This window comes from Kitasatospora sp. NBC_00374 (genome assembly GCF_041434935.1).
In the GTDB taxonomy this organism is placed as follows: Bacteria; Actinomycetota; Actinomycetes; order Streptomycetales; family Streptomycetaceae; genus Kitasatospora.
This window is the reverse complement of record NZ_CP107964.1, coordinates 4,728,480-4,751,178: the sequence shown is the minus strand read 5'-3', so window position 1 is coordinate 4,751,178 and position 22,699 is coordinate 4,728,480. Positions and strand designations below refer to the sequence as shown.

Sequence of the window (22,699 nt, the reverse complement as noted above, 5' to 3'; positions counted from 1 at the left end):
CCTTACCCCCTCTGTGCGGCCTGTTCCCAGGCCGCGACCACTCGAACGGCGTCGGCCGTGCCGGCCACGTCGTGCACCCGGACGGCCCAGGCGCCCGCCCGGGCCGAGAGCACCGAGACGGCCGCCGTGGCGTCGTCGCGCTGCCGGGCCGGGCGCGGCTCCCCGGTTTCCGGGTTGGCGAGCAGCGTACCCAGGAAGCGCTTGCGGGATGCCGCGACGAGGACCGGGCGGCCCAACGCCGTGAGCGCGTCCAGGCGGCCGAGCAGCGCCCAGTTGTGCTCGCCGGTCTTGGCGAAGCCCAGACCGGGGTCGAGGATCAGCTGCTCCTCCTTGACGCCGGCCTCCTGCAGCGCGGCCATCCGGCCGGCCAGCTCGGCGGCGACCTCGGCCACCACGTCGCCGTAGACGGCCAGACTGTCCATGTCGGCGGACTGGCCGCGCCAGTGCATCACCACGAACGGGACGCCGGTGCGGGCCACCACCTCCGCCATCGCCGGGTCGGCGAGGCCGCCGGACACGTCGTTGATCAGGCGGGCACCGGCGGCGACCGCCCGGTCGGCGACGCCGGCCCGCATGGTGTCGACGGAGACCACCACACCGGCGGCGGCCAGCTCGCGGATCACCGGGATCACCCGGCGCAGTTCCTCCTCCTCGGTGACCCGCTGCGCGCCCGGGCGGGTGGACTCCCCGCCGACGTCGACCAGGTCCGCCCCGCGGGCCGTCAGGGCGAGACCGTGCGCCACGGCGGCGGCCGGGTCGAGCCAGAGACCGCCGTCGGAGAAGGAGTCGGGGGTCACGTTGACGACGCCCATGACGGCGCAGCGGCCGAGGGTGGGGAGGCCGGGAAGACGGTTGTTCATGTGGTCATTATCGAGCGGGGTGGCGCGGGCCGGGCCGGTGACGTGGGGCGCGCGCGTCGGGCGGTGCACGATGCGTATCGCGCACCGCGATAACGGACGACGGACGACGGACGACGGCTGACAGATACTGAAATCTGTCAGCCGTCGTCCGTCGGTCACTCACCCGATCCCGGACGGCATCAGGCCGCCTCGGTCACCGCACCGACCTTGACCGGCTCCGGCATCAGCCCCTGCCGCTGCCGCTTGCGGCCGAACCGCGGCATGCCCAGCGTGATGAAGGCCTCCGCCTGCATCGCCGCGAAGCCGATCCGCGGCAGGTCCCGGGTCGCCGGGTAGACCAGGAACCGCGGCTCCCACTCCGGCTGGAACTTGGCGTTGAACTTGTACAGCGACTCGATCTGGAACCAGCGCGAGAGGAAGACCAGCAGCCCGCGCCAGGCCCGCAGCACCGGCCCGGCGCCGATCCGCTCACCGCGCGCCAGCGCCGAACGGAACATCGCGAAGTTCAGCGACACCCGCCGCACGCCGAGCGCCGGCACCTCCTGCAGGGCCGCCACGATCAGCAGCTCGTTCAGCCCCGGGTCGGCCTCCCGGTCGCGCCGCATCAGCTCCAGCGAGATCCCGTCCGGGCCCCACGGCACGAAGTGCAGCACCGCCTTGAGATCGTCCCCGACCCCGGCCGGCACGCCGCCCTCGTCGGCCCCCGCGTCGGCACCCTCGGGCGCCTTGTGCGCGGTGACCACCACGCAGTCGTCGTCCCCGATGTCGCCGAAGCGCCCGAGCGCCATCGAGAAGCCGCGCTCGGTGTCCGTACCGCGCCAGCGCGCCGCGGCGTCCGCGATCTGCCGCTTCTCCTCCAGGGTCAGGTCGCCGACCCGGCGGACCTTACAGGAGTAGCCGTTGCGCTCGATCCGCTTCACCATCTGCCGGACGTTGCGCATCGCGCGCCCGGAGAGCGAGAAGGCCGCGGTGTCGACGATCGCCTCGTCGCCCAGCTCCAGCGCGTCCAGCCCCGCCTCGCGGGTCCAGACCTCGCCGCCGACCTCGCTGCAGCCCATCACGGCCGGCACCCAGGCGTGCTCGCGCGCCTCGGCCATGAAGACCTTGATCGCACCGGGCCAGGCCTCCACGTCGCCCACCGGGTCACCGGAGGCCAGCATCACGCCGGACACCACCCGGTACGAGATCGCCGCCTTGCCCGAGGGCGAGAACAGCACGCTCTTGTCGCGGCGCAGCGCGAAGTAGCCGAGCGAGTCACGCTGCCCGTGCCGGGCCAGCAGCTCCCGCACCCGGATCTCGTCCTCGGGGGTCAGCTCGGGCTCCGGCTTCTCCGGCCGCAGGGCCAGGTAGCCGGTGGTGAACGCGGTCAGCAGGCCGAGGGCGCCGAGCGAGTACGCCACCAGGTCGCCGACCCGGTCGCTGCCGTACTGGATCGGGCCGTCGAAGCCGAACAGGCCGTACAGCGTCTCCTGGAGCCGCTCGGCCAGGCTCGGGTCGCCGATCTCCGACTTCGGGTGCACCGACACGATCAGCAGGCCGAGGCCCAGGCTGACCAGCGACATCACTACCAGGTTGGCGACGGCCCGCCAGCGGGTCCGCGGGTCCGCCTTGGCGTAGAACTCGCGGCGGTGGATCAGCACCACCACGAACAGCACCACGGACACCACGCACGGCCCGGGCTGGTGCCAGCGCAGCGCCTGCAGCGCGGCGCCGAGCGGCAGCAGCACGCAGACCGCCCGCCAGGCCCGGCGCTTGCGGCGGCGCAGCGCGTGCGCCAGCAGCACCAGCAGGATGCCGATCATCAGGGTGCCGACCGCCGCCAGCGTGGTGGTGGCGCCGGGCAGCTGCCCGGCGAAGGTGTGCACCTTGGTGTGCCGCAGCTTCGGGAACACCGCACTGCAGATGTCCAGGAGCCCGATCAGCAGACAGGCATACCCGACCGCTCCGGGCAGCCAGGCTCGCGGGACGGACGCGGCTTGGGAACGGAGCGTCTGCAGACCCCGGCGGCGGGGCTGCTCGGGCGACGGCTCAACGGACACGGGAACGCTCATGGAAGCTCAGCCTAGAGGCTGCCTGGGACTGTCCTGTCACTCCGGAGGAGGAGCTGTGATGGACCTTCATGACTATTCCTTGGTCTGGCAATCCGTAGGTCAAGAGAGCCCCTGCGGGCGGTCAAACCGCCCGGGGACACGGGACTCCCCCGGCCGACGGAGCCTGGGGACAGGTGGTGCCGGGCCCGGTCCGTCCAGCGGGACGGCTGGTCGGGCGGACGGCGACAGCAGGAAAACAGGAGACGGGTGCCCCCCGTGGAACGGGTGGCATGGGACCAGCATGACCGCATCGGCGCCGCGAGACCGTCGCCGACGCGTTTACACACGGTGGACGCCGCATTCTAGGGCCTCGGTTGCGCCCGGCCGCAGCCGCGGGCCGGAAGGCACCGGACGCCCGGTCAGGCTAGCCCCGGTGGCCGAAGGTGACACCCCAACGCACGATGAACCCTGGCCCGACAGCAACCCGAGGAGGACGAGCCCGGATGGAACTGACGAGCAGCGCGCTGGTGTACTCGCTGACTGCGCTGGGCTCCGTTGGCCTGCTCGCCACGCTCTGGCTCTGGCCCCGGCTGGCCCGCCAGCGACCGCTGCCGATGCTCGGCCGGCTCGGGCTGCTGAGCGTGGTTCAGGTCTCGGTGATGGCGGTCCTGGCGCTGACGGTGAACAACTCCTTCGGCTTCTATACCTCCTGGGACGACCTGCTGCGCCCCGGCGGCGCCCCGCTCGTGCTGGCCGGCGCGTCGGCCCCCCGGGGCGCGGCGCCGGACCTGGCCAAGCTGGTCCAGCCGACCACCGAGGGCGGCATGGAGACCGTGAAGGACCTCCTCCCCGCCGGCACCCCGCAGGAGGTCGGCAAGGTGGAGTCGGTCCGGGTGACCGGCCCCGCCTCGGGCCTGTCCGACCAGGTCTTCGTCTACCTGCCGCCGGAGTACTTCGCCCCCGAGTACGCCAAGATGCGCTTTCCGGCGGTGCTGGCGATCGGCGGATTCCCGGGCACCTCGCTGCACCTGCTGGACGGCCTGCGGCTGCCGCAGACCGTCTCCGCGCTGCACCGGGCCGGCCAGGTCACGCCGACCGTGATCGTGATGGCCCGGCCCACCGTGGCCCCGCCGCGCAACACCGAGTGCGTGGACGTCGCCGGCGGGCCGCTCACCGAGACCTGGTTCGCCAAGGACCTGCCGAACGCCGTCCACTCCGCCTACCGGGTGCGCGACTCGGCGAACTCCTGGGGTGTGCTCGGCTACTCCACCGGCGGCAGCTGCGCCCTGCGCCTGGCCATGCGCTTCCCCGAGCGGTTCTCCGCCGCGGCCGCCATGCACGCGGACTACCAGGTGCCGAACGACAGCTGGACGGGTGGCGACCTGTTCCAGGGGGACGCCGCCCTGGCCAGTCAGTCGGACGTGCTCTGGCGGCTGCGCAACCTGCCCGCGCCCCGGACCTCCCTGCTGGTGGTCAGCACCAGGACGGAGGAGAACTTCAAGGCGACCGAGGACTTCCTGGCCGTCGCCCAGCAGGTGGCGGAGGCCCATCCGGAGTTCACGGTGGACTCGACCTTCCTGGACGACGGCGGCCACAACTTCGACTCGTGGCAGCGTGAGCTGCCGGCGGCGATGACGTGGCTGGGCGACCGGCTGGGGACCTTCGAGTGGGTCAACGACCGCGCCTCGTAGCACCCGGTGGCACCCGCCCCGGAAACGCCGGTGACCGGCCACCCGTGGAGAGTGGCCGGTCACCGTACCGGTCGGTCACCGCGCTGGCCGGTCACCGCACCGGCGCCCGACGGTCAGCGCCCGATGATCAGTGCCCGATGATCAGGCTCATCGCCTCGGCGCGGGTGGCCGGGTCGCGGAGCTGGCCGCGCACCGCGGAGGTGATGGTCTTGGCGCCGGGCTTGCGGATGCCCCGCATCGACATGCACATGTGCTCGCACTCGATCACGACGATCGCCCCCCGCGGCTCCAGGATCCGCATCAGCGAGTCGGCGACCTGACTGGTGAGGCGCTCCTGCACCTGCGGGCGGCGGGCGAAGACGTCGACCAGCCGGGCGAGCTTGGACAGCCCGGTGATCTTGCCGCTGGTGGACGGGATGTAGCCGACGTGGGCGACGCCCCGGAACGGCACCAGGTGGTGCTCGCAGGTCGAGAACACCTCGATGTCCTTGACCAGCACCATCTCGTCGTGGCCCAGGTCGAAGGTGGTGGTGAGGACGTCCTCCGGCTGCTGCCGCAGGCCCGCGAATATCTCCTGGTAGGCCCGTGCGACCCGGGCGGGGGTCTCCAGCAGCCCCTCGCGGTCCGGGTCCTCGCCGACCGCGATCAGCAGCTCCCTCACCGCGTTCTCGGCACGTTTCTGGTCGAAGTGCCCGATGGCGGATTCGCCGTCAAGAGTCACCGGATCGATCATTCGTGCCTCGCTTGGCTGCAAAAGTGGACGGGAGAAACAGGTCTGGCAGCACGGATGCCGCGCCTCCAGGGTACAAACCCGGGTGACGCGGCATCCATTCCGTTCGGTGTGCCGAGTGGATCAGCCCTCGGCCGGGCCCTCCGGCAGCTTGCGCACGTCGACCGCCGGGGCGTCGACGACCGGCACCGCGATGCCGTTGGAGAGCGCGAGCTCCTTGGGCGACTGGACCGGCGGGCGGGTGGAGGGGGTACGCCGGGAGGAGCCCGTCCAGGCCGGACGGTGCGGGCGCTTGATCACGTGAGTGAAGATCTCCGCGATCTGCTCCTTGTTCAGCGTCTCCTTCTCCAGCAGCTCCAGCACGAGGTTGTCGAGCACGTCGCGGTTCTCGACCAGGATCTCCCAGGCCTCGTTGTGCGCCGTCTCGATGAGCTTCTTGACCTCCTCGTCCACCAGCCCGGCGACCTCTTCCGAGTAGTCGCGCTGGTGGCCCATCTCGCGACCGAGGAACGGCTCCGAGTCACTGGAGCCGAACTTGATCGCGCCGAGGCGCTCGCTCATGCCGTACTGGGTGACCATGGCCCGCGCCGTGGCGGTGGCCTTCTCGATGTCGTTCGAGGCGCCGGTGGTCGGGTCGTGGAAGACCAGCTCCTCCGCCGCGCGGCCGCCCAGCATGTAGGCCAGCTGGTCGAGCATCTCGTTGCGGGTGGTGGAGTACTTGTCCTCGTCCGGCAGCACCATGGTGTAGCCGAGCGCCCGGCCCCGGGACAGGATGGTGATCTTGTGCACCGGGTCGGAGTAGTTGCACGCCGCCGCCACCAGGGCGTGGCCGCCCTCGTGGTACGCGGTGATCTTCTTCTCCTTGTCGGACATGATCCGGCTGCGCTTCTGCGGGCCGGCCACCACGCGGTCGATGGCCTCGTCCAGGATGAAGTTGTCGATCAGCTTCTTGTCCGACCGGGCGGTCAGCAGGGCGGCCTCGTTGAGGACGTTGCTGAGGTCCGCGCCGGTGAAGCCGGGGGTGCGCTTGGCGACGGCCGAGAGGTCGACGTCGGGCGCGATCGGCTTGCCCTTCTGGTGCACCTTGAGGATGTCCAGACGGCCCTGGAGGTCGGGGCGGTCGACCGCGATCTGACGGTCGAAGCGGCCCGGCCGGAGCAGCGCCGGGTCGAGGATGTCCGGACGGTTGGTGGCGGCGATCAGGATGACGCCGCCCTTGACGTCGAAGCCGTCCATCTCGACCAGCAGCTGGTTGAGGGTCTGCTCGCGCTCGTCGTGGCCGCCGCCGAGACCCGCACCGCGGTGCCGGCCGACGGCGTCGATCTCGTCGACGAAGATGATCGCCGGCGCGTTCGCCTTGGCCTGCTCGAACAGGTCGCGGACCCGGGAGGCACCGACGCCGACGAACATCTCGACGAAGTCGGAGCCGGAGATCGAGTAGAACGGCACGCCCGCCTCGCCCGCCACGGCACGCGCGAGCAGGGTCTTACCGGTGCCGGGCGGGCCGTAGAGCAGCACGCCCTTGGGGATCTTGGCACCGACCGCCTGGAACTTGGACGGCTCCTGCAGGAACTCCTTGATCTCCTGGAGCTCCTCCACCGCCTCGTCCGTACCGGCCACGTCCGAGAACGTGGTCTTCGGGGTGTCCTTGGTGAGCAGCTTGGCCTTGGACTTGCCGAACTGCATGACCCGCGAGCCGCCACCCTGCATCTGGTTCATCAGGAACAGGAAGACCAGCACGATGATCACGATGGGCAGCATCGACAGCAGCAGACTCATGAAGGTCGACTGCTTCTCGGGGCTGATGGTGTAGTTGTCCGGCAGCTGGCCGTTCGCGAACTGGGTCTGAAGCCTGTCCGCGATGTCCTTGGCCTGCTGGTCCGAGACGTAGGACGCCTGGAACTTGCTGCCCGACGGCTGCTTGCCGGAACTGTTGGAGGGCAGCTTCTGGTCGCCCTTGAGCTCAATCTTGATCAGGTTCGAGTCACCAGTGGTGATCTCCGCCGACTTCACCTGCTGCTTGTCGATCGCAGCAACGACCTGACCGGTGTCCACCGTCTTGTAGCCGCCGGAGTCGGAGACGACCTGCATCAGCACAACGACGGCGAGGACGGCCAGCACGATCCACATGATCGGCGCACGGAAGTATCGCTTGACGTCCATCCATGCGGGGCGTTGCCGCCCCGTCCCTCCTGCCACTCAACGGCGCTGCGCGACTGGAGCCGCGGGCGCATACCGGGTATGTGCTCATGAGAAGAGCGGTTTATTGGACCGTACCGCAGTCCCACTCGCTCAAGGCGAGAGCACCGACGACACGACGTACTTTCCTACCCCGGCTCAACGGGTGGGAACGGTGCTCCGTTCCCACCCGTAGCCCGAACGATTCAGCCCCCGTAGACGTGCGGCGCCAGGGTGCCGATGAAGGGCAGGTTTCGCAGCTTTTCCGCGTAGTCCAGGCCGTAGCCCACCACGAACTCGTTGGGAATGTCGAAACCGACGTACTTGACGTCGATGGTGACCTTCGCCGCATCCGGCTTGCGGAGCAGGGTGCAGACCTCCAGCGAGGCCGGGCCGCGCGAGCCCAGGTTGCCCAGCAGCCAGGACAGGGTCAGACCGGAGTCGATGATGTCCTCGACGATCAGGACGTCCCGGCCGGCGATGTCGGTGTCCAGGTCCTTGAGGATCCGCACCACGCCGGAGGACTTGGTGCCCATCCCGTACGAGGAGACCGCCATCCAGTCCATGGTCACCTGCGAGTGCAGGGCCCGGGCGAGGTCGGCCATGACCATCACGGCGCCCTTGAGCACACCGACGATCAGCAGATCCCGACCGGCGTAGTCCTGGTCGATCCGCTCGGCCAGCTCGGCCAGCTTGGCGTCGATCTCGTCCTTGCTGATGAGCACCTTCGCCAGGTCGGCGCCCATGTCGTTCTGATCCACCGGGGATACGTCCTCAAACGTTCGGGGTCTGGGTTCGGCGGCGTCCTGGTACCAGCGGACGGGCTCACGCCCGCTGATCGCCCTGTCGCCGAAAGACCAGCGTGCCACACCGGCGGACGGCTTCCACTCCCCCGGGTAGGTGCAGCGGCCCCTGACCGCGCCACCCGGTGACCAGCAGGTCCACCGCTTCGAGGTGACGGGCGAACAGGTCCCCGGCCGGGCAGCCCGCGCGCAGGGCGGCCCGGCGCAGCACCCGGCGGCGGACGGCGGGCGGCAGGCCGGTGAGTTTGCCGACGTCCAGGGCGCCTTCGGCCGTTCGGAGATCGGGCTCGGCGAGGGCGGCCCACTGGTCGAGGGCGTCGGCGTCGTCACGGAACAGCCGGGCGGTGCGGGCCAGGGCCTCGACCACGCCGCCGCCCAGGTGCTTCTCCAGCACCGGCAGCACCTCGTGGCGGACCCGGGAGCGGGTGTAGGCGGGGTCGGTGTTGTGCGGGTCGTCCCAGACCGGGATCGACTGGGCGGTGCAGGCCTGCCGGGTGGCGGCGCGGTCCAGCTCCAGCAGCGGCCGGCGGTAGCGGCCCTTCTGTGCGGGCATGCCGGCCAGTGAGCGGGAGCCGGAGCCCCGGGCCAGGCCCAGCAGGACCGTCTCGGCCTGGTCGTCACGGGTGTGGCCGAGCAGCACGGCGAGCGCCCCGAGCCGGTCGGCCGCGCCGTCGAGCGCCGCGTAGCGGGCGTCGCGGGCCGCGTTCTCCGGGCCGCCGTCGCGGCCGACCCGGACCCGGATCGCCTCGACCGGGTCAAGACCGAGCTCGCCGAGCCGGTCGGCGACCTGCCGGGCACGCTCGGCGGACCCGCTCTGCAGACCGTGGTCGACGGTGACGGCGCCGACCCGCAGGCCGAGCTTGGGGGCCTCGAAGGCGGTGGCGGTGGCCAGCGCCATGGAGTCCGCGCCGCCGCTGACCGCGACCAGGACGAGCGGGGACCCCGGCGCGGCCGGGGTGCGGGGCAGGCCCGAGGGGTGGCGGCGGGCGTTGCCGATCAGGGTGGTGGCGCCGGCCAGGGCCGCCTCGGGCGCGGCGGCCGGGCGCAGCCGCGGCGCCCGGGTCGGCGAGCCTGGGACGACGCCGGCCTCGGCGGCGAGTTCGGCGAGGGTACGGCGGACGGCGAGGCGTATCGCCGCGACAGCAGGATGTGGGCCCACGGGGATGCACTCCTTGGCGGAGGGGGGAACGGGCAGGCCGGAGGCAGCGCCACAGGGTGCGGGGAACACCCGGTCAGCTCTCTGTCACCATGCGCTCACAGATGGTCGCAGAATCCGGCCCCCGGCTACGCCACCCTCGCCACCGGTACGACCACGGTCCCACGTACGGGTGAATGGAGAAACGTTCATTCGGGCTCCATCTGTACGGCTGCGCCACTCGTGCGAACGCCGGCGGCCGTCACCGGACACCCTCGGACAGCGCCGGACGGCGCCCGGTGCGTCCCGTCCGGCGGCGGCGGTCAGCCGACCACCCGGGCCACCCAGGCGGCCGGGTCGTGGATCTCGTCCTTGGTCGGGAGGGTGTTGGGCGAGGTCCAGACCCGGTTGAAGCCGTCGATCCCGACCCGGTCCACCACGCCGCGGACGAAGACCGCGCCGTCCTGGTACTGGCGCAGCTTGGCGTCCATGCCGAGCAGTCGGCGCAGCACCAGGTCGAGCCGGCCGGCGCCGCGGTCGCGGCGCTGCTGGAACTTCTCCCGGATCTCCGCCACCGAGGGCACCACGGCCGGGCCGACCCCGTCCATGACCACGTCCGCGTGGCCCTCCAGCAGTGACATGACCGCCGTCAGCCGGCCGAGGATCTCGCGCTGGGCGGGCGACTGGACGGCCTCCAGCAGGGTGCTGGGCCCGGACCCGTCGCCCCGGCCGCCGAGGCCCGGCACGCCGCCGCCGAAGGCCTCTCTGGCCCGTTCCAGCAGCGCGCCGGGGTCCACGTCGGCCTGGGCCAGGAAGGCCTGCACCTCGGACTGGATGTGGTCGCGCAGCCAGGGGACCGCGGTGAACTGGGTGCGGTGGGTCTCCTCGTGCAGGCAGACCCAGAGCCGGAAGTCGTGCGGGTCGACGTCCAGCTCGCGCTCGACGTGCACGATGTTCGGCGCGACCAGCAGCAGGCGCCCGGGGCCCGGCAGGTCGGGGCCGCGGCGCGGCTTGTCGAACAGGCCTGCCGGGCTGTCCGGCGGGGCCGGCAGCTCGGCCGGGGCGAAGGTCTCGTACTGCCCGAGCACCTTGGTCGACAGGAAGGCCAGCACCGCGCCGACCTCGACACCGGTGGCCTTCTCGCCCAGCGAGCCCATCATCGCGGTGCCCGCGCCCGGCCCGCGGCGGGCCTGGAGCTTGTCGACCAGCGGCTGGACGATGGTGCGGAAGCCCGCCACGTTGGCCCGCACCCAGCCCGGCCGGTCGACCACCAGGACGGGGGTGGCGACGGCGTCGATCAGGCTGCTGGAGCGCATCCGGGTGAACTCGCGGACGTGCTCCTCGGCCTCCAGCGCGTGCCGGCGCAGCTCGGCGACGACCGCGCGGGCCTCGTCCCGGGAGACCTCGGGGCCCGGACGGACCAGCCGGGTCGCCGTCGCGACCGCGAGATCCCAGTCGACCATGTCCACCCTGCCGCTCGCGCTCGTCATGCCCTCACGGTACGTGCTCGGACGCGCCGGGGGGAGGGAGTCCGACGCGGACATCCCTCCCCCGCGGCGGGCGGCCGCCGGGCCGGAGCGGCGGTCAGTGGCAGCCGCAGGCCGCGATCCTGGCGACGATCCGGTCGACGGCCACCCGTGCGGCGTCCACGGCCCCGGTCTTGGTCATCATCGCGAAGACCAGCACCCGGCCGTCGGCGTCCACCACGGTGCCGGCCAGCGTGGTGACATTCGACAGGGTGCCGGTCTTGGCCCGGACGATGCCGGACGCCTCCCCCGCGCCGGACCTGGTGCCGAACCGGCCGACCAGGGTACCGGTGAAGCCGGCGATCGGCAGCCCGGTGAGCACCGGGCGCAGCTCCGGGTGGTCCGCGGAGGCGGCCGTCGTCAGCACCTTGACCAGGGTGGTCGGCGGGATCAGGTTGGCGGTGCTCAGTCCGCTGCCGTCGTTGAGCACCACCCCGGTGGTCGGGACCCCGAGCTTGGCCAGCTCCTGGGTCACCGCGCTCGCGGCGCCCTCGAAGCTGGCCGGCTGGTGCGCGGCGATCGCCGCCTGCCGGGCGACGGCTTCGGCGATGGTGTTGTCCGAGTAGGTGAGCAGCCGCTCGACCAACCTGGCCAGGGTCGGCGAGGAGACCGTGCCGAGCGTGCGGGCGTCGGCGGTCGCGGTCGCGGCGGTGGGCCGGCCCTGGACGGTGATGCCGTCGGCCTTGAGCAGGGCGGCGAAGGCGTCCGCCGCCTGGGCGGCCGGGTCGGGGACCCGGGCCGGCGCCTCGATCTGGGACCTGGGCTCGTACTTGCCCTCGTCCACCATCAGCGGTGTGACGGGGGCGATGTTGTAGTCGTCCTTCTCCATGTGCCGGACCTGGCCGGTGTACAGCGAGGTGTCGTAGCCGAGCCGGACGCCGGTGGTGCCGGCCGCCTTGAGCGCGGCGGCGGTCTGCGCGGCCAGGTCGGCCATGGAGGCCGGGGCGCTGTCCGGGTCGACCGGGAGGCCGCCGACCTGCACCTGGTCGGCCGGGAGGGCGGTGAGGGTCGGGTCCCCGCCGCCGACCAGGACGATCTCGTCCGGCTTGGCGCCCGCGACCACCTTGGTGGTGATCCGGTGGTCGGCGGGCAGCAGGGCCAGGGCCGCCACCGAGGTGGCCAGCTTGGTGGTGGAGGCCGGGGTGGCCGGGGTGGCCTCACCCGCGCCGAACAGGAGCCGGCCGGTGGCGGCGTCCGCGACGGCGAAGTTCAGCGTCCCGAGCGACTTGTCCTGGAGCAGGGTACCCACGGCCTGCTGCAGGCCCTGGGTGGTCGGCAGGGTGTCGTCGGCGTCGACCACCGGCGCGAGCACCGCCCCGCCCGGGAGCGGTACGGCCGCCGCCCCCGGCGGCCTGCTGCCGCTCTGCCCCGCGGCGGGCGAGGGTGCGGCGAGCGCCCGTTCCGTCCCCACCGCCGGCCCGGACGTCGCGAGGGCCGCCCCCAGCACGCCCGCGACCACGGCTCTGCGCCGCCGTCCCACCCCTGTACCACCGTTCACCGACCGGCCCCTTTCCAGAGCACACCTTGCCGTAGGAGACACTTGGATTCTGTCAGTCCCTACCTTGGAGGAACCGTTGGAGTTCGACGTCCTGATCGAGATCCCGAAGGGCTCGCGGAACAAGTACGAGGTCGACCATGAGACCGGCCGCCTCCGTCTGGACCGGATGCTCTTCACCTCGACCCGTTACCCGGCCGACTACGGCTACGTCGAGGGCACCCTGGGCGAGGACGGCGACCCGCTCGACGCGCTGGTCATCCTGGACGAGCCGACCTTCCCCGGCTGCCTGATCAAGTGCCGCGCGATCGGCATGTTCCACATGACCGACGAGGCCGGCGGCGACGACAAGCTGCTCTGCGTCCCGGCGACCGACCCGCGCTGGGAGCACCTGCGGGACATCCACCACGTGTCGGAGTTCGACCGTCTGGAGATCCAGCACTTCTTCGAGGTCTACAAGGACCTGGAGCCCGGCAAGTCCGTCGAGGGCGCCAACTGGGTGGGCCGGATCGAGGCCGAGGCCGAGATCGTGGCCTCGATCAAGCGGCTGAAGGACCAGGGCGGTCACTGAACCGCCGTCCCCCACCGTTGCGCGGGGTGACCGGAAGGCCGGGACGAGCGAACCGCTCGTCCCGGCCTTCTGCCGTCCGCCGGGGTTCGGCCCGCCGGACTTTTACCGACAGACTGTCGGCATGACATTGACTTAGGTAACCCTAACCACAAGAATCGTGGGGACAGTCCGTCCGGAACCCGGAGGCCACCACATGCCCGACTCCGAGCCCCTCGCCTTCTCCACCGTGCTGCGGACCGCCAGCAGCCGGGAGCACGAGGCCGCCGAGCACTCGCCCTTCATGGGCCACCTGCTGAACGGCCGCCTCGGAGTGGACGCCTACGCCGAGCTCACCGGCCAGCTGTGGTTCGTCTACCAGGCCCTGGAGGGCCGGGCCGCGGAGCTCGCCGACCACCCGGTGGTCGGCCCGCTGATCGACCCGGCGCTGCTGCGCACCGCCGCGCTGGAGCGCGACCTGGCCCATCTGCTCGGCGCCGACTGGCGGGCCGGCCTCGCCCCGCTGCCCGCCACCGCCGCGTACGCGGCCCGGCTGGAGGAGCTCGCCGGGCGGTGGCCGAACGGCTACCTCGCCCACCACTACACCCGCTACCTGGGCGACCTGTCGGGCGGTCAGATCATCCGCGGCATCGCCGAGAAGACCTGGGGCTTCGAACGCAAGGGCGCCGGCGTGGAGTTCTACGTCTTCGCGGACATCTCCAACCCGGCCGCGTACAAGCGCGGCTACCGCGAGAAGCTCGATGCGGCGGGCCTCGCGATGGACGAGGTCGAGCGGCGCCGGGTGGTCGAGGAGTGCAAGCGGGCCTTCACCCTGAACGGCGCGGTCTTCGCCGACCTGGACACCCGTCACCCGCTGAGCGCCTGACCCCCACCGCCGTCGCGGACCGTGAGCCGGAGCAGGACGGTGGTGGTGCCGCCGGCGCTGCCGGCCGCACGGCGGCCGGCCCGTCGGATCAGCCCTCGTCGTCGAGCCGGAAGCCGACCTTCAGCCCGACCTGGTAGTGCTCGATCCGGCCGTCCGCGATGTGTCCGCGCACCTGGACCACCTCGAACCAGTCCAGGTTGCGCAGCGTCCGGGCGGCCCGGTCGACGGCGTTCCTGATCGCCTGGTCGACGCCCTCACCGGACGATCCGACGATCTCGGTGACGCGGTAGATGTGGTCCGTCATGGCAGTCTCCTGAGCAGTCCGGTTCGGCACGTCCGAGGCCCCCCGTCCACCGTGCCGCACCCGGCCGCACCCCGCTCGCCGGAACCACCCGCCCGGGGCCGTCCGGGGCCGCCCGGGGCCGTCAGAAGGCCGCCCGGACCTCGCCGACCACCGCGCCGCCGCCGTGCAGCGGTGCGGCCCCGATCCGGTCCAGCACCTCGTGCTCGACCCCGAGCCTGCGCAGGGCCGCGGCCAGCACCGGGCCGCGGGCCCGCTCGGAGCCGTCCTCGATCTTGAAGGCGAGCGCCCGGCCGTCCGCCAGCGCGACCACCTGGACGGCCTCCGCGCCCATCTTGGACAGTGCCCCGGGCACCGCCCGCATCAGCCAGGTGTCGGCCCGGCGGGTGCCCGCCACGTACTCGGGGTGGGCACGCATCGCGTCGGCGACCAGGCGCGGTGCGGTGCCGGGCTCGGCCAGCACCAGCGCGCGGTAACCGCGGGCCAGGGCGGTGAGCGAGACGGCGAGCAACGGCGCGCCGCAGCCGTCCGTGCCGACGTGCGCGGGCTGCTCACCGGTGGCCTCGGCCGTCGCCTCGCGGGCGAGCCGCTGGATCGGGTGGGCCGGGTCGAGGTAGCTCGCGGTGTCCCAGCCGTTGGCGGCGCAGGCGGCCAGCCAGCCGGCGTGCTTGCCGGAGCAGTCCATCAGGATCGGGCTGGGCCGCCCGTCCCGGCGCAGCAGCAGCTCGGCCTCGGCCTCGTCCAGCGGGAGGTCGGCCGGGGTGCGCAGGTCGGCCTCGGACAGTCCGGCCTCGGCGAGTATTCGCCGGACGGCGTCGAGGTGGAACGTTTCGGCGGAGTGGCTGGAGGCGGCCAGCGCCAGCAGCTCGCCCTCGATCGCCAGCCCGGCCCGCAGGGTGGCCACGGCCTGGAACGGCTTGGCGGTCGAGCGCGGGAACACCGGCGCGTCGGGGGCGCCGAGCGCGTACTCGACCGAGCCGTCGGCGGCCAGCAGCACCAGCGAGCCGCGGTGGCGGCCCTCGGTGAAGCCGGACCGGATGACCTCGGCGAGGGCGGGCAGGGCGGCGGACTGCGGCATGAGGTGGCTCCTGAGTTCCGGGGGCACAGGGGTGAGGGTGGCCCGGTCGCCGCCCTGCCCCGGCTCCGCGGCGGTGGCCTCAGCCCCCGGTGAGCAGGTCGTCGACCCGTGCTTCACCCTCACGGTACCTGCGGGTGATTTCCGCGCTGCAGTCGTCCGCCGTCCGCTGCAGCAGCTGGCGGCGGCCGGAGACGCCCCGCTCGTGCTCGGCCAGCCGCTCCACCGCGGCCAGCAGGTCGGCGGTCGGGTGCGCGGCCAGGTCGGCCAGCTGAACGTCGCCCATCAGCTCGTCCGCCTCGGTGCGGGCCTGCTCGCTGCGCGGGGGCCCGAGGGTGACGTGCCGGGCCGGGCGCCGGACGGAGGAGGGGGCGTCCGCCAGGATCGCCGGCAGCCGGTCCAGCAGCGGACCGACGTCGAGGGCGGCGATCGCGGAGTCGTCGAGCGGCACCTCCCGGCGGTCGAGCTCGGCCCGCAGGATGTCCAGGCGGCCGTGCAGCAGCCGGCGGAGGTACGAGAGGTCGGCCTCCTGCTCCTGGGCGTCCCGCCGCAGCGCGCGCAGCTCCTCCAGGCCCAACCGGCCGATCCAGCCGACCTGTTCCCGGGCCGTACCGCTCGCGTCCATCATCCAACCACCTGCCGTGATCCGATCCCGCCCTGACTCCAGTACGGGGCCCGTACTGGAGCACGCCCGGACATCCCCGGGGGTTCCCCGGCACCCCGCTGCCACCCGCCCGGGCGACACCGGCCGGTACGGGCGTACGAGCCGACCGCACGCCGTCGGACGGCGCGCCGTACGGCACCGTCCGACAGCGTGCCACCCCCGGCCGGGCATGTGCACGCCTGAGCACCCGAACGGCCCCGTGGCGAACGGGGGTGGCTGATACGACCGGAGCAATCCCCAGGCAGGCACGCGCCGTCCGGGGCGCGCAGCGCGCCACCCCGGCGCGTGCACAGGTCATTCGCGCCTCCGCGCTCCGGCAGAATGGCGACATGCGAGCAGTGGTGCAGCGGGTGGCCGGGGCAGGCGTGACGGTGGACGGCGAGAGTGTCGGGGCGATCGAGGGCCCGGGGCTGTGCGTCCTGGTGGGCGTGACCCACGACGACACCCCGGCGAAGGCCGCCCAACTCGCCCGGAAACTCTGGACCCTGCGGCTCTTCGACGGCGCGGAGGGGGTCGAGCAGTCCTGCTCGGACCTGGGCGCGCCGCTGCTGGTGATCAGTCAGTTCACGCTCTACGGCGACGCCCGCAAGGGCCGCCGCCCCACCTGGAACGCCGCCGCGCCCGGCCCGCTCGCCGAACCGCTGGTCGACGCGGTGGTGAGCGAACTGCGGGCACTGGGCGCGAAGGTGGAGACCGGGCGGTTCGGCGCGGACATGAAGGTGGCGCTGGTGAACGACGGGCCGTTCACCGTGCTGCTGGAGGTCTGAGCCGCTACTGCGGGACCACCACGTCCTGGGTGGCCGGCACGGTACCGGCCAGCAGCACGGCGTCCACCGGCACGTTCCGCTTCACCAGCGCGAGCGCGATCGGCCCGAGCTCGTGGTGGCGGGCCGAGGAGGTGACGAAGCCGAGCGCACGGCCCGCCCCGCCGTCCGCCGCGAGCCGGACCTCGGTGCCGTGCGCGGGCAGCTTCTCCTCCGTGCCGTCCAGATGCAGGAAGACCAGCCGGCGCGGCGGCCGGCCGAGGTTGTGCACCCGGGCGACCGTCTCCTGGCCCCGGTAGCAGCCCTTCTGCAGGTGGACGGCGCTGCCCAGCCAGTCCACCTCGTGCGGGATGGTGCGGTGGTCGGTCTCGAAGCCGAGCCGGGGCCGGTGCCCCTCGACCCGCAGCGCCTCGTACGCCCACACCCCGGCGGCCGGGCCGTAGCCCGCGGTGAGCCGGGCGAGCTCGGCGCGCGGCACGAAGAGGTCCCGCCCGTAGGAGAGTTCGCGCACCGCGGCGGCGCCCTCGGCGGAGGCCGTGGAGCCGGCGGGCAGGTGCACCACCGCGTACTCGGCCGTGGCGTCGGCGACCTCCACCCGGTAGAAGAACTTCATGCTCTCCAGGTAGGCGACCAGCGCCTGCTGGGTGCCCGGCTCGACGTGGGCCCAGGTCGTGGTGCCGTCGTCGACCAGGTAGAGGGCGTGCTCGACGTGGCCGTTCGGGGAGAGCACCAGCGCCTCGGTGGCCTGCTGCGGCGGCAGCTCGCTGACGTGCTGGGTGATCAGCAGGTGCAGCCAGGACAGCCGGTCGGCGCCGCTGACGGTGACCACGCCGCGGTGCGAGAGGTCGACGAAGCCGCGGCCCTCGGCGAGCTCGCGCTGCTCGCGGAAGATGTTGCCGTAGTGGGCGGCGACGCCCTCGTCGGCCCCCTCGGCGGGGACGGCACCGGGCAGGGCAAGCAGCGGGCTCTTCATACCGGCCAGCTTAGACCGACCGGCAGCGGGGAGCGTGGGTCGTGGCGCCGCGCACCCTGTGGCCGGCCGGTCGGAGTCCTCGGTCAACCGGCCTGCGGCTGCTCCCGCTTCGCGGTGCAGTCGGCGCAACGGCCGAAGATCGCGAAGTGCTTGAGGTCGGTGTCGAAGCCGTGCTCGGCGCGCAGGCTGTCGATCAGCGGGGCCGCGATCGCGGTGTCGGTCTCGGTGACCTTGTCGCAGTCCCGGCAGACCAGGTGCAGATGGGTGTGGCGGCCGGCCAGGTGGTAGGTGGGGGCGCCGTGGCCGAGGTGCGCGTGGCTGACCAGGCCCAGCTCCTCCAGCAGCTCCAGCGTGCGGTACACGGTGGAGATGTTCACCCCGCTGGCGGTCTTGCGGACCTGGGAGAGGATCTCGTCCGGGGTGGCGTGGTCGAGGGTGTCCACCGCCTCCAGCACCAGCTGGCGCTGCGGGGTGAGCCGGTAGCCGCGCTCGCGCAGGTCGGTCTTCCAGTCGGTGGTGCCCTGGAGTCCGCTGGGGGTGTCGGTGTTGGCCACGGTGTCGTCCCTGCCCGGTCGAGGTCGTGAGACAAGTGTAGGGACCGACCGGGCGGTCGGTCCCTCATCTTGTGCCGTGCTGGGCGGGCTCAGCGGAAGAAGGCGATGCCGTCGTCCGGAAGGTCCGCGATGTCCTGGATCAGCTTGGCCGGGTTGAGCACCTTCTTGAGCTGGGCCGACATGTACGGCCGCAGCGGCACCTCGGGGGCGGCCTTCTCGCCGACCCACAGCAGCTCCTCGCCGACCAGGCCGAAGAGCCGCTTGCCGCCGGTGTACGCGGCGGAGCCCTCGATCCGGGCGACCGCGTCGGTGGCCAGGTCGATCTGCGGCTTGCCGTCGTGCAGCTTGCCGTACCAGATCTCCACGGTGCCGTCGTCGCGGACGGAGGAGACCTCGATCTCGCGCTCACCGGTGCTGCCGTGCTGGTTGGTGGTGACGCGCCAGAAGGCGTGCTCGTTCTCCAGCGGGCCGACCTTCTCGCCCTCGTTGTTCAGCACCCAGGTGCGGGAGCGGAACTCCAGGAAGGCCCGGCCGTCGTGCCGGAACACGACCTCCTGGCCGAAGTTGCACTTCTCGCTGCCGGGGAAGTCGAAGACGCCTGCGCCCTCCCAGGTCCCCAGGAGGAAGGCCAGCGGGACGACGTCCTTGTGGAGGTCTGAAGGGATCTCGATCATGTTCCTGGTCACTGTCGTCGGGACGGGTTCGCCATCAACCGTACGGCAGTCGCGGTCAGCGCTGGCCCTGGTAGAGCTTCATCACCGAGAAGATCGCGAACCAGGTGATCAGCACGGCCATCAGAGCCAGCAGGCTGTCGAAGAAGATTTCGAGACCGGACACGGGTGCTCCCATTGACGGCATTGGCATACAGGGCGGACGCGGCCGAGTCTATCCAACGGTGATCCCGCGCTCACGGTGAGCCCCACCACGTCGGGCTAGGGTGTCGCCATGTCGAAGAAGCTGGTCATCAAGGTCACTGCCGGGGCCGACGCGCCGGAGCGCTGCTCGCAGGCCTTCACGGTGGCCGCGGTCGCGGTCGCCAGCGGCGTGGAGGTCTCGCTCTGGCTGACCGGGGAGTCCTCCTGGTTCGCGCTGCCCGGTCGGGCGGCCGAGTTCGAACTGCCGCACGCGGCGCCGCTGCCGGACCTGCTGGAGTCGGTGCTGGCCGCCGGGACGGTCACCCTGTGCACCCAGTGCGCGGCACGGCGCGGGATCGAGGAGAAGGACACCGTCGAGGGTGTCCGGATCGCGGGCGCCCAGGTCTTCCTGAGCGAGATCATGGCCGACGGCGTGCAGGCCCTGGTCTACTGAGGACGCCCTACGGCCGGCGTTCGTGGTCGGGGTGGTCCCGGTCGTGGCCGGGGTCGTCCCACTTCGGGTCGTCCCAGCGCGGGTCGTTCCACCAGTCGTCGTCCGGGTCGCGCCGGTTGGCGAGGACCGCCGCCAGCGGCGGGATCACCATCGCCACCACGCACATCCCGATCGCGGCCGGCACCGACCAGAACCGCACCACGCCCCAGGCCAGCACGAACAGGCCGAGGCAGACCCCCATCATCACGAAGTAGCGCACGTGGCGCCGGTGTGCCCGCACACCTCCAGGATATGGCTGAGGGCCCCTGCCGAGCAGGGGCCCTCGTACGCTCACGGTCGGGTTCAGACCGCGATCGCGACCTCGGTGAGCTCGCCCTGGGAGGCGACCACCACGCGGTCGACGCTCGCGCCGGGCACCAGGGCGCGCAGCGTCCAGGTACCGGGGCGGGCGAAGAACCGGAACTGTCCGGTCGACGAGGTGGGCACCTCCGCCGTGAAATCGCCGTTCTGGTCGAGCAGGCGCACGTAACCGTGCACCGGCTCCTCGCCTCGGGTCACGGAACCCTGAATGATCGTCTCGCTGGCCACGTCAACTCCTGCCAGGTCCGGGCCGCCGGCCTTCGCACCGCACATGTCTGTCTTCCCTCTCTTACGGTGGAGCCGAGGCTCAGTTGTCGCCGAGCGCGATCGGCACGCCCACGAGGCTGCCGTACTCGGTCCAGGAGCCGTCGTAGTTCTTGACGTTCTCCTGGCCCAGCAGCTCGTGCAGCACGAACCAGGTGAGCGCGGAGCGCTCGCCGATGCGGCAGTAGGCGATGGTGTCCTTCGCCAGGTCGACACCCTCGGCGGTGTAGAGCGCCGCGAGCTCCTCGTCCGACTTGAAGGTGCCGTCGTCGTTGGCGTTCTTGGCCCACGGGATGTTGCGTGCGGTCGGGACGTGGCCCGGGCGCTGCGACTGCTCCTGCGGAAGGTGGGCCGGGGCGAGCAGGCGGCCGGAGAACTCGTCGGGCGAGCGCACGTCGACCAGGTTCAGGGTGCCGATCGCGTTCACGACGTCGTCGCGGAAGGCGCGGATCGAGGAGTCCACGGCCTTGGCCCGGTACGCCGTGGCGGGGCGCTCGGGCTGCTCGACGACCAGCTCGCGGGAGTCGAGCTCCCACTTCTTGCGGCCGCCGTCCAGCAAGCGGACGTCGCCGTGGCCGTACAGCTTGAAGTACCAGTAGGCGTACGAGGCGAACCAGTTGTTGTTGCCGCCGTAGAGCACCACGGTGTCGTCGTTGGCGATGCCCTTGGCGCTGAGCAGCGCCTCGAAGCCGGCCTGGTCGATGAAGTCGCGGCGGACCGGGTCCTGGAGGTCCTTCTTCCAGTCGATCCGGACGGCGTTGCGGATGTGGTTCTTGTCGTACGCGGAGGTGTCCTCGTCGACCTCGACGACGACGACCTTCGGGTCGTCCAGGCGGGCCTGGACCCAGTCGGCGTCTACCAGGACGTCGCTGCGGCTCATGGTGGTTTCTCCATCCGGGGGCGGTTGGCGGAAGAGGCTGTTCAGGGGGCGCCCGGCGCTGCCCGTCCGGACTTCTGTCCGAATAGTGGGACAGGGCGGAGTGCGGGAGGCCTGGGGCCGGTGGTGCGGGAGCTGGAGGTGCGAACGCCGCCCACTATCGCGGGTCGGGCCGTCGCAGCGGGTCGGGCGAGCCGGAGATACCGGTCAGAACTGCCCGGTCAGCGCATTCGACACAGGCAGGTGGACACGCGGCACAGGTCTACCGCCCGCCGCTTCGTGAGATCCGCCTGTCGCTTCATGTCGACGATGCTAGGGACATCCCGGGCCCGCTGTCATCAGCGTGTCGAATAGTGAGACCGGAATGTTCGAATGATGAGATTTGCCCGCCCGTCCCCCTTGCGGCGCCTCGCCGGGGTGCCACAGGCACCTCCCGGACGGCCGGACGACACCGCTCCGCGGGTCGGCGCTGGACAGCGCGTCTCGCGGAGCGGGACGGAAGAGACGGGACGGAAGAGACGGGACGGAGGCGGGCGACACCGGGGCCGCCCGGTCAGCCGGTCCCCTGGTCAGCCGATCAGCCGATCAGCCGGACGTCGCTGCCGCGGAAGTCGAGCAGCAGCCCCTCCGGCTCCGGGGTCACCCCCGCCAGGCTCAGCCCGGCCGGCAGCCGGCTCAGCGTGAAGCTCCGCGGCGCCAGCAGATCCTTCATCTTCCCGTTCAACGCCGCCGCCATGCCGGTGAGTTGGAACCCGTCGGCGACCACGGTGTTGCCCTCGCTGTGCACCTTGCCCTCGCCGATCGAGATCCCCGCCACCGAGGCCTTCACCTTGCCGGGCCCGCCGTAGGAGAAGTCGAGCCGTTCCGCGCCCTGCACCAGCTTGGCGGCGTCCGGGTACGAGATCAGCCCGCTGCCGGTGGCGCTGCGGACGGTGGCGCTGCGGTAGGAGTCGCCGACCGAGACGCCCGAGAGGCTGGCCTTGAAGGCGTGCACCGAGACCTGCTGGCGGCCGTCGCTGACCTGCACCCCGTCCGCGGCGAGCTTGACGCCGTCGAACTCGCCGGACAGGGCCTGGGTGAGGAAGGGGAAACCGTCGATCGACACGTTCGGCCGGGTGCTCAGCCGGCCGCTGCTCACCAGTCGGTCGGCGGCCTCGTCCTCGGCCACCCCGACCGCGACCCGGTCCGCCCCGACCAGTAGGCCGGTCAGCACCCCAAGACCGATCGTCAGCTTCAGCCAGCCCCGCATCTCACTCCCCCGTGGGTCGTCGCCGCCGGACGGCGTGCCGTCGTCCATCCTCACAGCCGTACGGAGATACGACGATCACCCCGGGCGCCATGGTTCCTGGACGGCACCCCGGCCGCGGGGCTCAGCCCCCGGCGAAGGGCGGCAGCACCTCGACCGTGCCGCCCGCGCTCAGCCGCACCGCGGCATGGTCCCGCCCGCCGACCGGGTCACTGTCGACCAGGTACGAGCAGGCGCCGAGCACCCGCAGCAGCTCCGGCCGGCCGGCGTGCCGGGCGCGGACCGCGGCCAGTGCCTCGGCCAGCGTGGCCGCCAGGTACGGCTCCTCGGCCACGCCCGCCGCCGCCTTGGCGGCAGCCCAGTAGCGCATCGTGCCGCTCACTCGAACGGGTGAGGCGTCCGCGGTCCGGGCATCGGTGGTCGCAGTCATGG

At 72.2% G+C, this 22,699-nt stretch carries 25 protein-coding genes; 5 read left to right on the top strand and 20 right to left on the bottom strand.

Annotation, left to right across the window (positions count from 1 at the left end; all coding sequences use genetic code 11):
• Nucleotides 1-2 precede the first annotated feature (2 nt).
• Nucleotides 3-860, bottom strand: coding sequence for a dihydropteroate synthase (gene folP / locus OG871_RS21415; protein ID WP_371498579.1), 858 nt, complete (start codon nucleotides 858-860; stop codon nucleotides 3-5).
• A 179-nt stretch (nucleotides 861-1,039) separates the two neighbouring features.
• Nucleotides 1,040-2,911: a phosphatidylglycerol lysyltransferase domain-containing protein gene (locus OG871_RS21410; protein ID WP_371498578.1), complete on the bottom strand. Its 1,872-nt coding sequence runs from the start codon at nucleotides 2,909-2,911 to the stop codon at nucleotides 1,040-1,042.
• A gap of 482 nt (nucleotides 2,912-3,393) precedes the next feature.
• Between OG871_RS21410 and OG871_RS21405 the strand changes: the two genes are divergently transcribed.
• Nucleotides 3,394-4,581, top strand: a complete 1,188-nt coding sequence (locus OG871_RS21405) for an alpha/beta hydrolase (RefSeq protein WP_371498577.1) — start codon at nucleotides 3,394-3,396, stop codon at nucleotides 4,579-4,581.
• 127 nt (nucleotides 4,582-4,708) lie between these two features.
• Here the strand turns inward: OG871_RS21405 and folE are convergent, their stop codons facing one another.
• The 6 genes from folE to dacB all read right to left on the bottom strand — a co-directional run bounded on the left by folE (nucleotide 4,709) and on the right by dacB (nucleotide 12,451).
• A complete protein-coding gene (gene folE / locus OG871_RS21400) occupies nucleotides 4,709-5,314 on the bottom strand; it encodes a GTP cyclohydrolase I FolE (protein ID WP_371498576.1) in 606 nt (201 codons plus the stop codon).
• Nucleotides 5,315-5,434: 120 nt separating this feature from the next.
• Complete coding sequence (gene ftsH / locus OG871_RS21395) at nucleotides 5,435-7,474, bottom strand: ATP-dependent zinc metalloprotease FtsH (protein ID WP_371498575.1); 2,040 nt, start codon at nucleotides 7,472-7,474, stop codon at nucleotides 5,435-5,437.
• A 221-nt stretch (nucleotides 7,475-7,695) separates the two neighbouring features.
• On the bottom strand, nucleotides 7,696-8,250 hold the full coding sequence (gene hpt, locus OG871_RS21390) for a hypoxanthine phosphoribosyltransferase (RefSeq protein WP_371498574.1): 555 nt from the start codon (nucleotides 8,248-8,250) through the stop codon (nucleotides 7,696-7,698).
• A gap of 64 nt (nucleotides 8,251-8,314) precedes the next feature.
• Nucleotides 8,315-9,451: a tRNA lysidine(34) synthetase TilS gene (gene tilS, locus OG871_RS21385; RefSeq protein WP_371498573.1), complete on the bottom strand. Its 1,137-nt coding sequence runs from the start codon at nucleotides 9,449-9,451 to the stop codon at nucleotides 8,315-8,317.
• 299 nt (nucleotides 9,452-9,750) lie between these two features.
• Complete coding sequence (locus tag OG871_RS21380) at nucleotides 9,751-10,917, bottom strand: zinc-dependent metalloprotease (protein ID WP_371498572.1); 1,167 nt, start codon at nucleotides 10,915-10,917, stop codon at nucleotides 9,751-9,753.
• 94 nt (nucleotides 10,918-11,011) lie between these two features.
• Nucleotides 11,012-12,451, bottom strand: coding sequence for a D-alanyl-D-alanine carboxypeptidase/D-alanyl-D-alanine-endopeptidase (gene dacB / locus OG871_RS21375; protein ID WP_371498571.1), 1,440 nt, complete (start codon nucleotides 12,449-12,451; stop codon nucleotides 11,012-11,014).
• Nucleotides 12,452-12,527: 76 nt separating this feature from the next.
• Here dacB and OG871_RS21370 point away from each other — a divergent pair, with 76 nt between their 5' ends.
• The gene (locus OG871_RS21370; protein WP_371498570.1) at nucleotides 12,528-13,019 is read left to right on the top strand and encodes an inorganic diphosphatase; all 492 of its coding nucleotides are present in this window, start codon (nucleotides 12,528-12,530) and stop codon (nucleotides 13,017-13,019) included.
• Nucleotides 13,020-13,212: 193 nt separating this feature from the next.
• Entirely contained in the window at nucleotides 13,213-13,881 is a 669-nt protein-coding gene (locus OG871_RS21365) for a heme oxygenase (biliverdin-producing) (RefSeq protein WP_371498569.1), read from the top strand.
• 88 nt (nucleotides 13,882-13,969) lie between these two features.
• Here OG871_RS21365 and OG871_RS21360 read toward each other — a convergent pair whose 3' ends face one another.
• The 3 genes from OG871_RS21360 to OG871_RS21350 all read right to left on the bottom strand — a co-directional run bounded on the left by OG871_RS21360 (nucleotide 13,970) and on the right by OG871_RS21350 (nucleotide 15,885).
• Nucleotides 13,970-14,185, bottom strand: a complete 216-nt coding sequence (locus tag OG871_RS21360) for a dodecin (protein ID WP_371498568.1) — start codon at nucleotides 14,183-14,185, stop codon at nucleotides 13,970-13,972.
• Between the two features lie 121 nt (nucleotides 14,186-14,306).
• Nucleotides 14,307-15,260: an asparaginase gene (locus OG871_RS21355; RefSeq protein ID WP_371498567.1), complete on the bottom strand. Its 954-nt coding sequence runs from the start codon at nucleotides 15,258-15,260 to the stop codon at nucleotides 14,307-14,309.
• 79 nt (nucleotides 15,261-15,339) lie between these two features.
• Nucleotides 15,340-15,885 carry an ABC transporter substrate-binding protein gene (locus tag OG871_RS21350; RefSeq protein WP_371498566.1) on the bottom strand — a complete coding sequence of 182 codons (546 nt, stop codon included), beginning with the start codon at nucleotides 15,883-15,885 and terminating at the stop codon, nucleotides 15,340-15,342.
• 365 nt (nucleotides 15,886-16,250) lie between these two features.
• Between OG871_RS21350 and dtd the strand changes: the two genes are divergently transcribed.
• Nucleotides 16,251-16,688 (top strand): D-aminoacyl-tRNA deacylase, encoded by a 438-nt coding sequence (gene dtd, locus OG871_RS21345; RefSeq protein WP_371498565.1) that lies wholly within the window; start codon nucleotides 16,251-16,253, stop codon nucleotides 16,686-16,688.
• A gap of 4 nt (nucleotides 16,689-16,692) precedes the next feature.
• Here dtd and OG871_RS21340 read toward each other — a convergent pair whose 3' ends face one another.
• From OG871_RS21340 to OG871_RS21330, 3 genes are all read right to left on the bottom strand, one after another.
• Nucleotides 16,693-17,658, bottom strand: a complete 966-nt coding sequence (locus tag OG871_RS21340; protein ID WP_371498564.1) for a folate-binding protein YgfZ — start codon at nucleotides 17,656-17,658, stop codon at nucleotides 16,693-16,695.
• Between the two features lie 83 nt (nucleotides 17,659-17,741).
• Nucleotides 17,742-18,212 carry a Fur family transcriptional regulator gene (locus OG871_RS21335; RefSeq protein ID WP_371498563.1) on the bottom strand — a complete coding sequence of 157 codons (471 nt, stop codon included), beginning with the start codon at nucleotides 18,210-18,212 and terminating at the stop codon, nucleotides 17,742-17,744.
• A gap of 89 nt (nucleotides 18,213-18,301) precedes the next feature.
• A complete protein-coding gene (locus OG871_RS21330; RefSeq protein WP_371498562.1) occupies nucleotides 18,302-18,886 on the bottom strand; it encodes an FABP family protein in 585 nt (194 codons plus the stop codon).
• 271 nt (nucleotides 18,887-19,157) lie between these two features.
• Between OG871_RS21330 and OG871_RS21325 the strand changes: the two genes are divergently transcribed.
• Nucleotides 19,158-19,520, top strand: coding sequence for a DsrE family protein (locus OG871_RS21325; RefSeq protein WP_033821771.1), 363 nt, complete (start codon nucleotides 19,158-19,160; stop codon nucleotides 19,518-19,520).
• A gap of 7 nt (nucleotides 19,521-19,527) precedes the next feature.
• Here the strand turns inward: OG871_RS21325 and OG871_RS21320 are convergent, their stop codons facing one another.
• From OG871_RS21320 to OG871_RS21295, 6 genes are all read right to left on the bottom strand, one after another.
• Entirely contained in the window at nucleotides 19,528-19,800 is a 273-nt protein-coding gene (locus OG871_RS21320; protein ID WP_371498561.1) for a DUF3099 domain-containing protein, read from the bottom strand.
• A 62-nt stretch (nucleotides 19,801-19,862) separates the two neighbouring features.
• Nucleotides 19,863-20,153 carry a DUF1416 domain-containing protein gene (locus OG871_RS21315; protein WP_371498560.1) on the bottom strand — a complete coding sequence of 97 codons (291 nt, stop codon included), beginning with the start codon at nucleotides 20,151-20,153 and terminating at the stop codon, nucleotides 19,863-19,865.
• Between the two features lie 34 nt (nucleotides 20,154-20,187).
• Nucleotides 20,188-21,024 carry a sulfurtransferase gene (locus OG871_RS21310; RefSeq protein ID WP_371498559.1) on the bottom strand — a complete coding sequence of 279 codons (837 nt, stop codon included), beginning with the start codon at nucleotides 21,022-21,024 and terminating at the stop codon, nucleotides 20,188-20,190.
• Between the two features lie 218 nt (nucleotides 21,025-21,242).
• Nucleotides 21,243-21,323 carry a putative leader peptide gene (locus OG871_RS21305; protein WP_350637490.1) on the bottom strand — a complete coding sequence of 27 codons (81 nt, stop codon included), beginning with the start codon at nucleotides 21,321-21,323 and terminating at the stop codon, nucleotides 21,243-21,245.
• Nucleotides 21,324-21,598: 275 nt separating this feature from the next.
• The gene (locus OG871_RS21300) at nucleotides 21,599-22,318 is read right to left on the bottom strand and encodes a DUF2993 domain-containing protein (protein ID WP_371498558.1); all 720 of its coding nucleotides are present in this window, start codon (nucleotides 22,316-22,318) and stop codon (nucleotides 21,599-21,601) included.
• A gap of 73 nt (nucleotides 22,319-22,391) precedes the next feature.
• On the bottom strand, nucleotides 22,392-22,697 hold the full coding sequence (locus tag OG871_RS21295) for a MoaD/ThiS family protein (RefSeq protein WP_371498557.1): 306 nt from the start codon (nucleotides 22,695-22,697) through the stop codon (nucleotides 22,392-22,394).
• Between the last annotated feature and the right edge of the window lie 2 nt (nucleotides 22,698-22,699).

Coding starts and splice junctions, on each gene's coding strand:
- dtd (WP_371498565.1), top strand. CDS start 16,251: ATGCGAGCAGTGGTGCAGCGGGTGGCCGGGGCAGGCGTGACGGTGGAC.
- OG871_RS21350 (WP_371498566.1), bottom strand. CDS start 15,885: ATGATGGACGCGAGCGGTACGGCCCGGGAACAGGTCGGCTGGATCGGC.
- OG871_RS21360 (WP_371498568.1), bottom strand. CDS start 14,185: ATGACGGACCACATCTACCGCGTCACCGAGATCGTCGGATCGTCCGGT.
- folE (WP_371498576.1), bottom strand. CDS start 5,314: ATGATCGATCCGGTGACTCTTGACGGCGAATCCGCCATCGGGCACTTC.
- OG871_RS21305 (WP_350637490.1), bottom strand. CDS start 21,323: ATGAAGCGACAGGCGGATCTCACGAAGCGGCGGGCGGTAGACCTGTGC.
- OG871_RS21410 (WP_371498578.1), bottom strand. CDS start 2,911: ATGAGCGTTCCCGTGTCCGTTGAGCCGTCGCCCGAGCAGCCCCGCCGC.
- OG871_RS21330 (WP_371498562.1), bottom strand. CDS start 18,886: ATGATCGAGATCCCTTCAGACCTCCACAAGGACGTCGTCCCGCTGGCC.
- OG871_RS21340 (WP_371498564.1), bottom strand. CDS start 17,658: ATGAAGAGCCCGCTGCTTGCCCTGCCCGGTGCCGTCCCCGCCGAGGGG.
- OG871_RS21380 (WP_371498572.1), bottom strand. CDS start 10,917: ATGACGAGCGCGAGCGGCAGGGTGGACATGGTCGACTGGGATCTCGCG.
- OG871_RS21365 (WP_371498569.1), top strand. CDS start 13,213: ATGCCCGACTCCGAGCCCCTCGCCTTCTCCACCGTGCTGCGGACCGCC.
- OG871_RS21325 (WP_033821771.1), top strand. CDS start 19,158: ATGTCGAAGAAGCTGGTCATCAAGGTCACTGCCGGGGCCGACGCGCCG.
- OG871_RS21300 (WP_371498558.1), bottom strand. CDS start 22,318: ATGGACGACGGCACGCCGTCCGGCGGCGACGACCCACGGGGGAGTGAG.
- OG871_RS21355 (WP_371498567.1), bottom strand. CDS start 15,260: ATGCCGCAGTCCGCCGCCCTGCCCGCCCTCGCCGAGGTCATCCGGTCC.
- OG871_RS21405 (WP_371498577.1), top strand. CDS start 3,394: ATGGAACTGACGAGCAGCGCGCTGGTGTACTCGCTGACTGCGCTGGGC.
- folP (WP_371498579.1), bottom strand. CDS start 860: ATGAACAACCGTCTTCCCGGCCTCCCCACCCTCGGCCGCTGCGCCGTC.
- ftsH (WP_371498575.1), bottom strand. CDS start 7,474: ATGGACGTCAAGCGATACTTCCGTGCGCCGATCATGTGGATCGTGCTG.
- OG871_RS21315 (WP_371498560.1), bottom strand. CDS start 20,153: ATGTGCGGTGCGAAGGCCGGCGGCCCGGACCTGGCAGGAGTTGACGTG.
- OG871_RS21295 (WP_371498557.1), bottom strand. CDS start 22,697: ATGACTGCGACCACCGATGCCCGGACCGCGGACGCCTCACCCGTTCGA.
- OG871_RS21310 (WP_371498559.1), bottom strand. CDS start 21,024: ATGAGCCGCAGCGACGTCCTGGTAGACGCCGACTGGGTCCAGGCCCGC.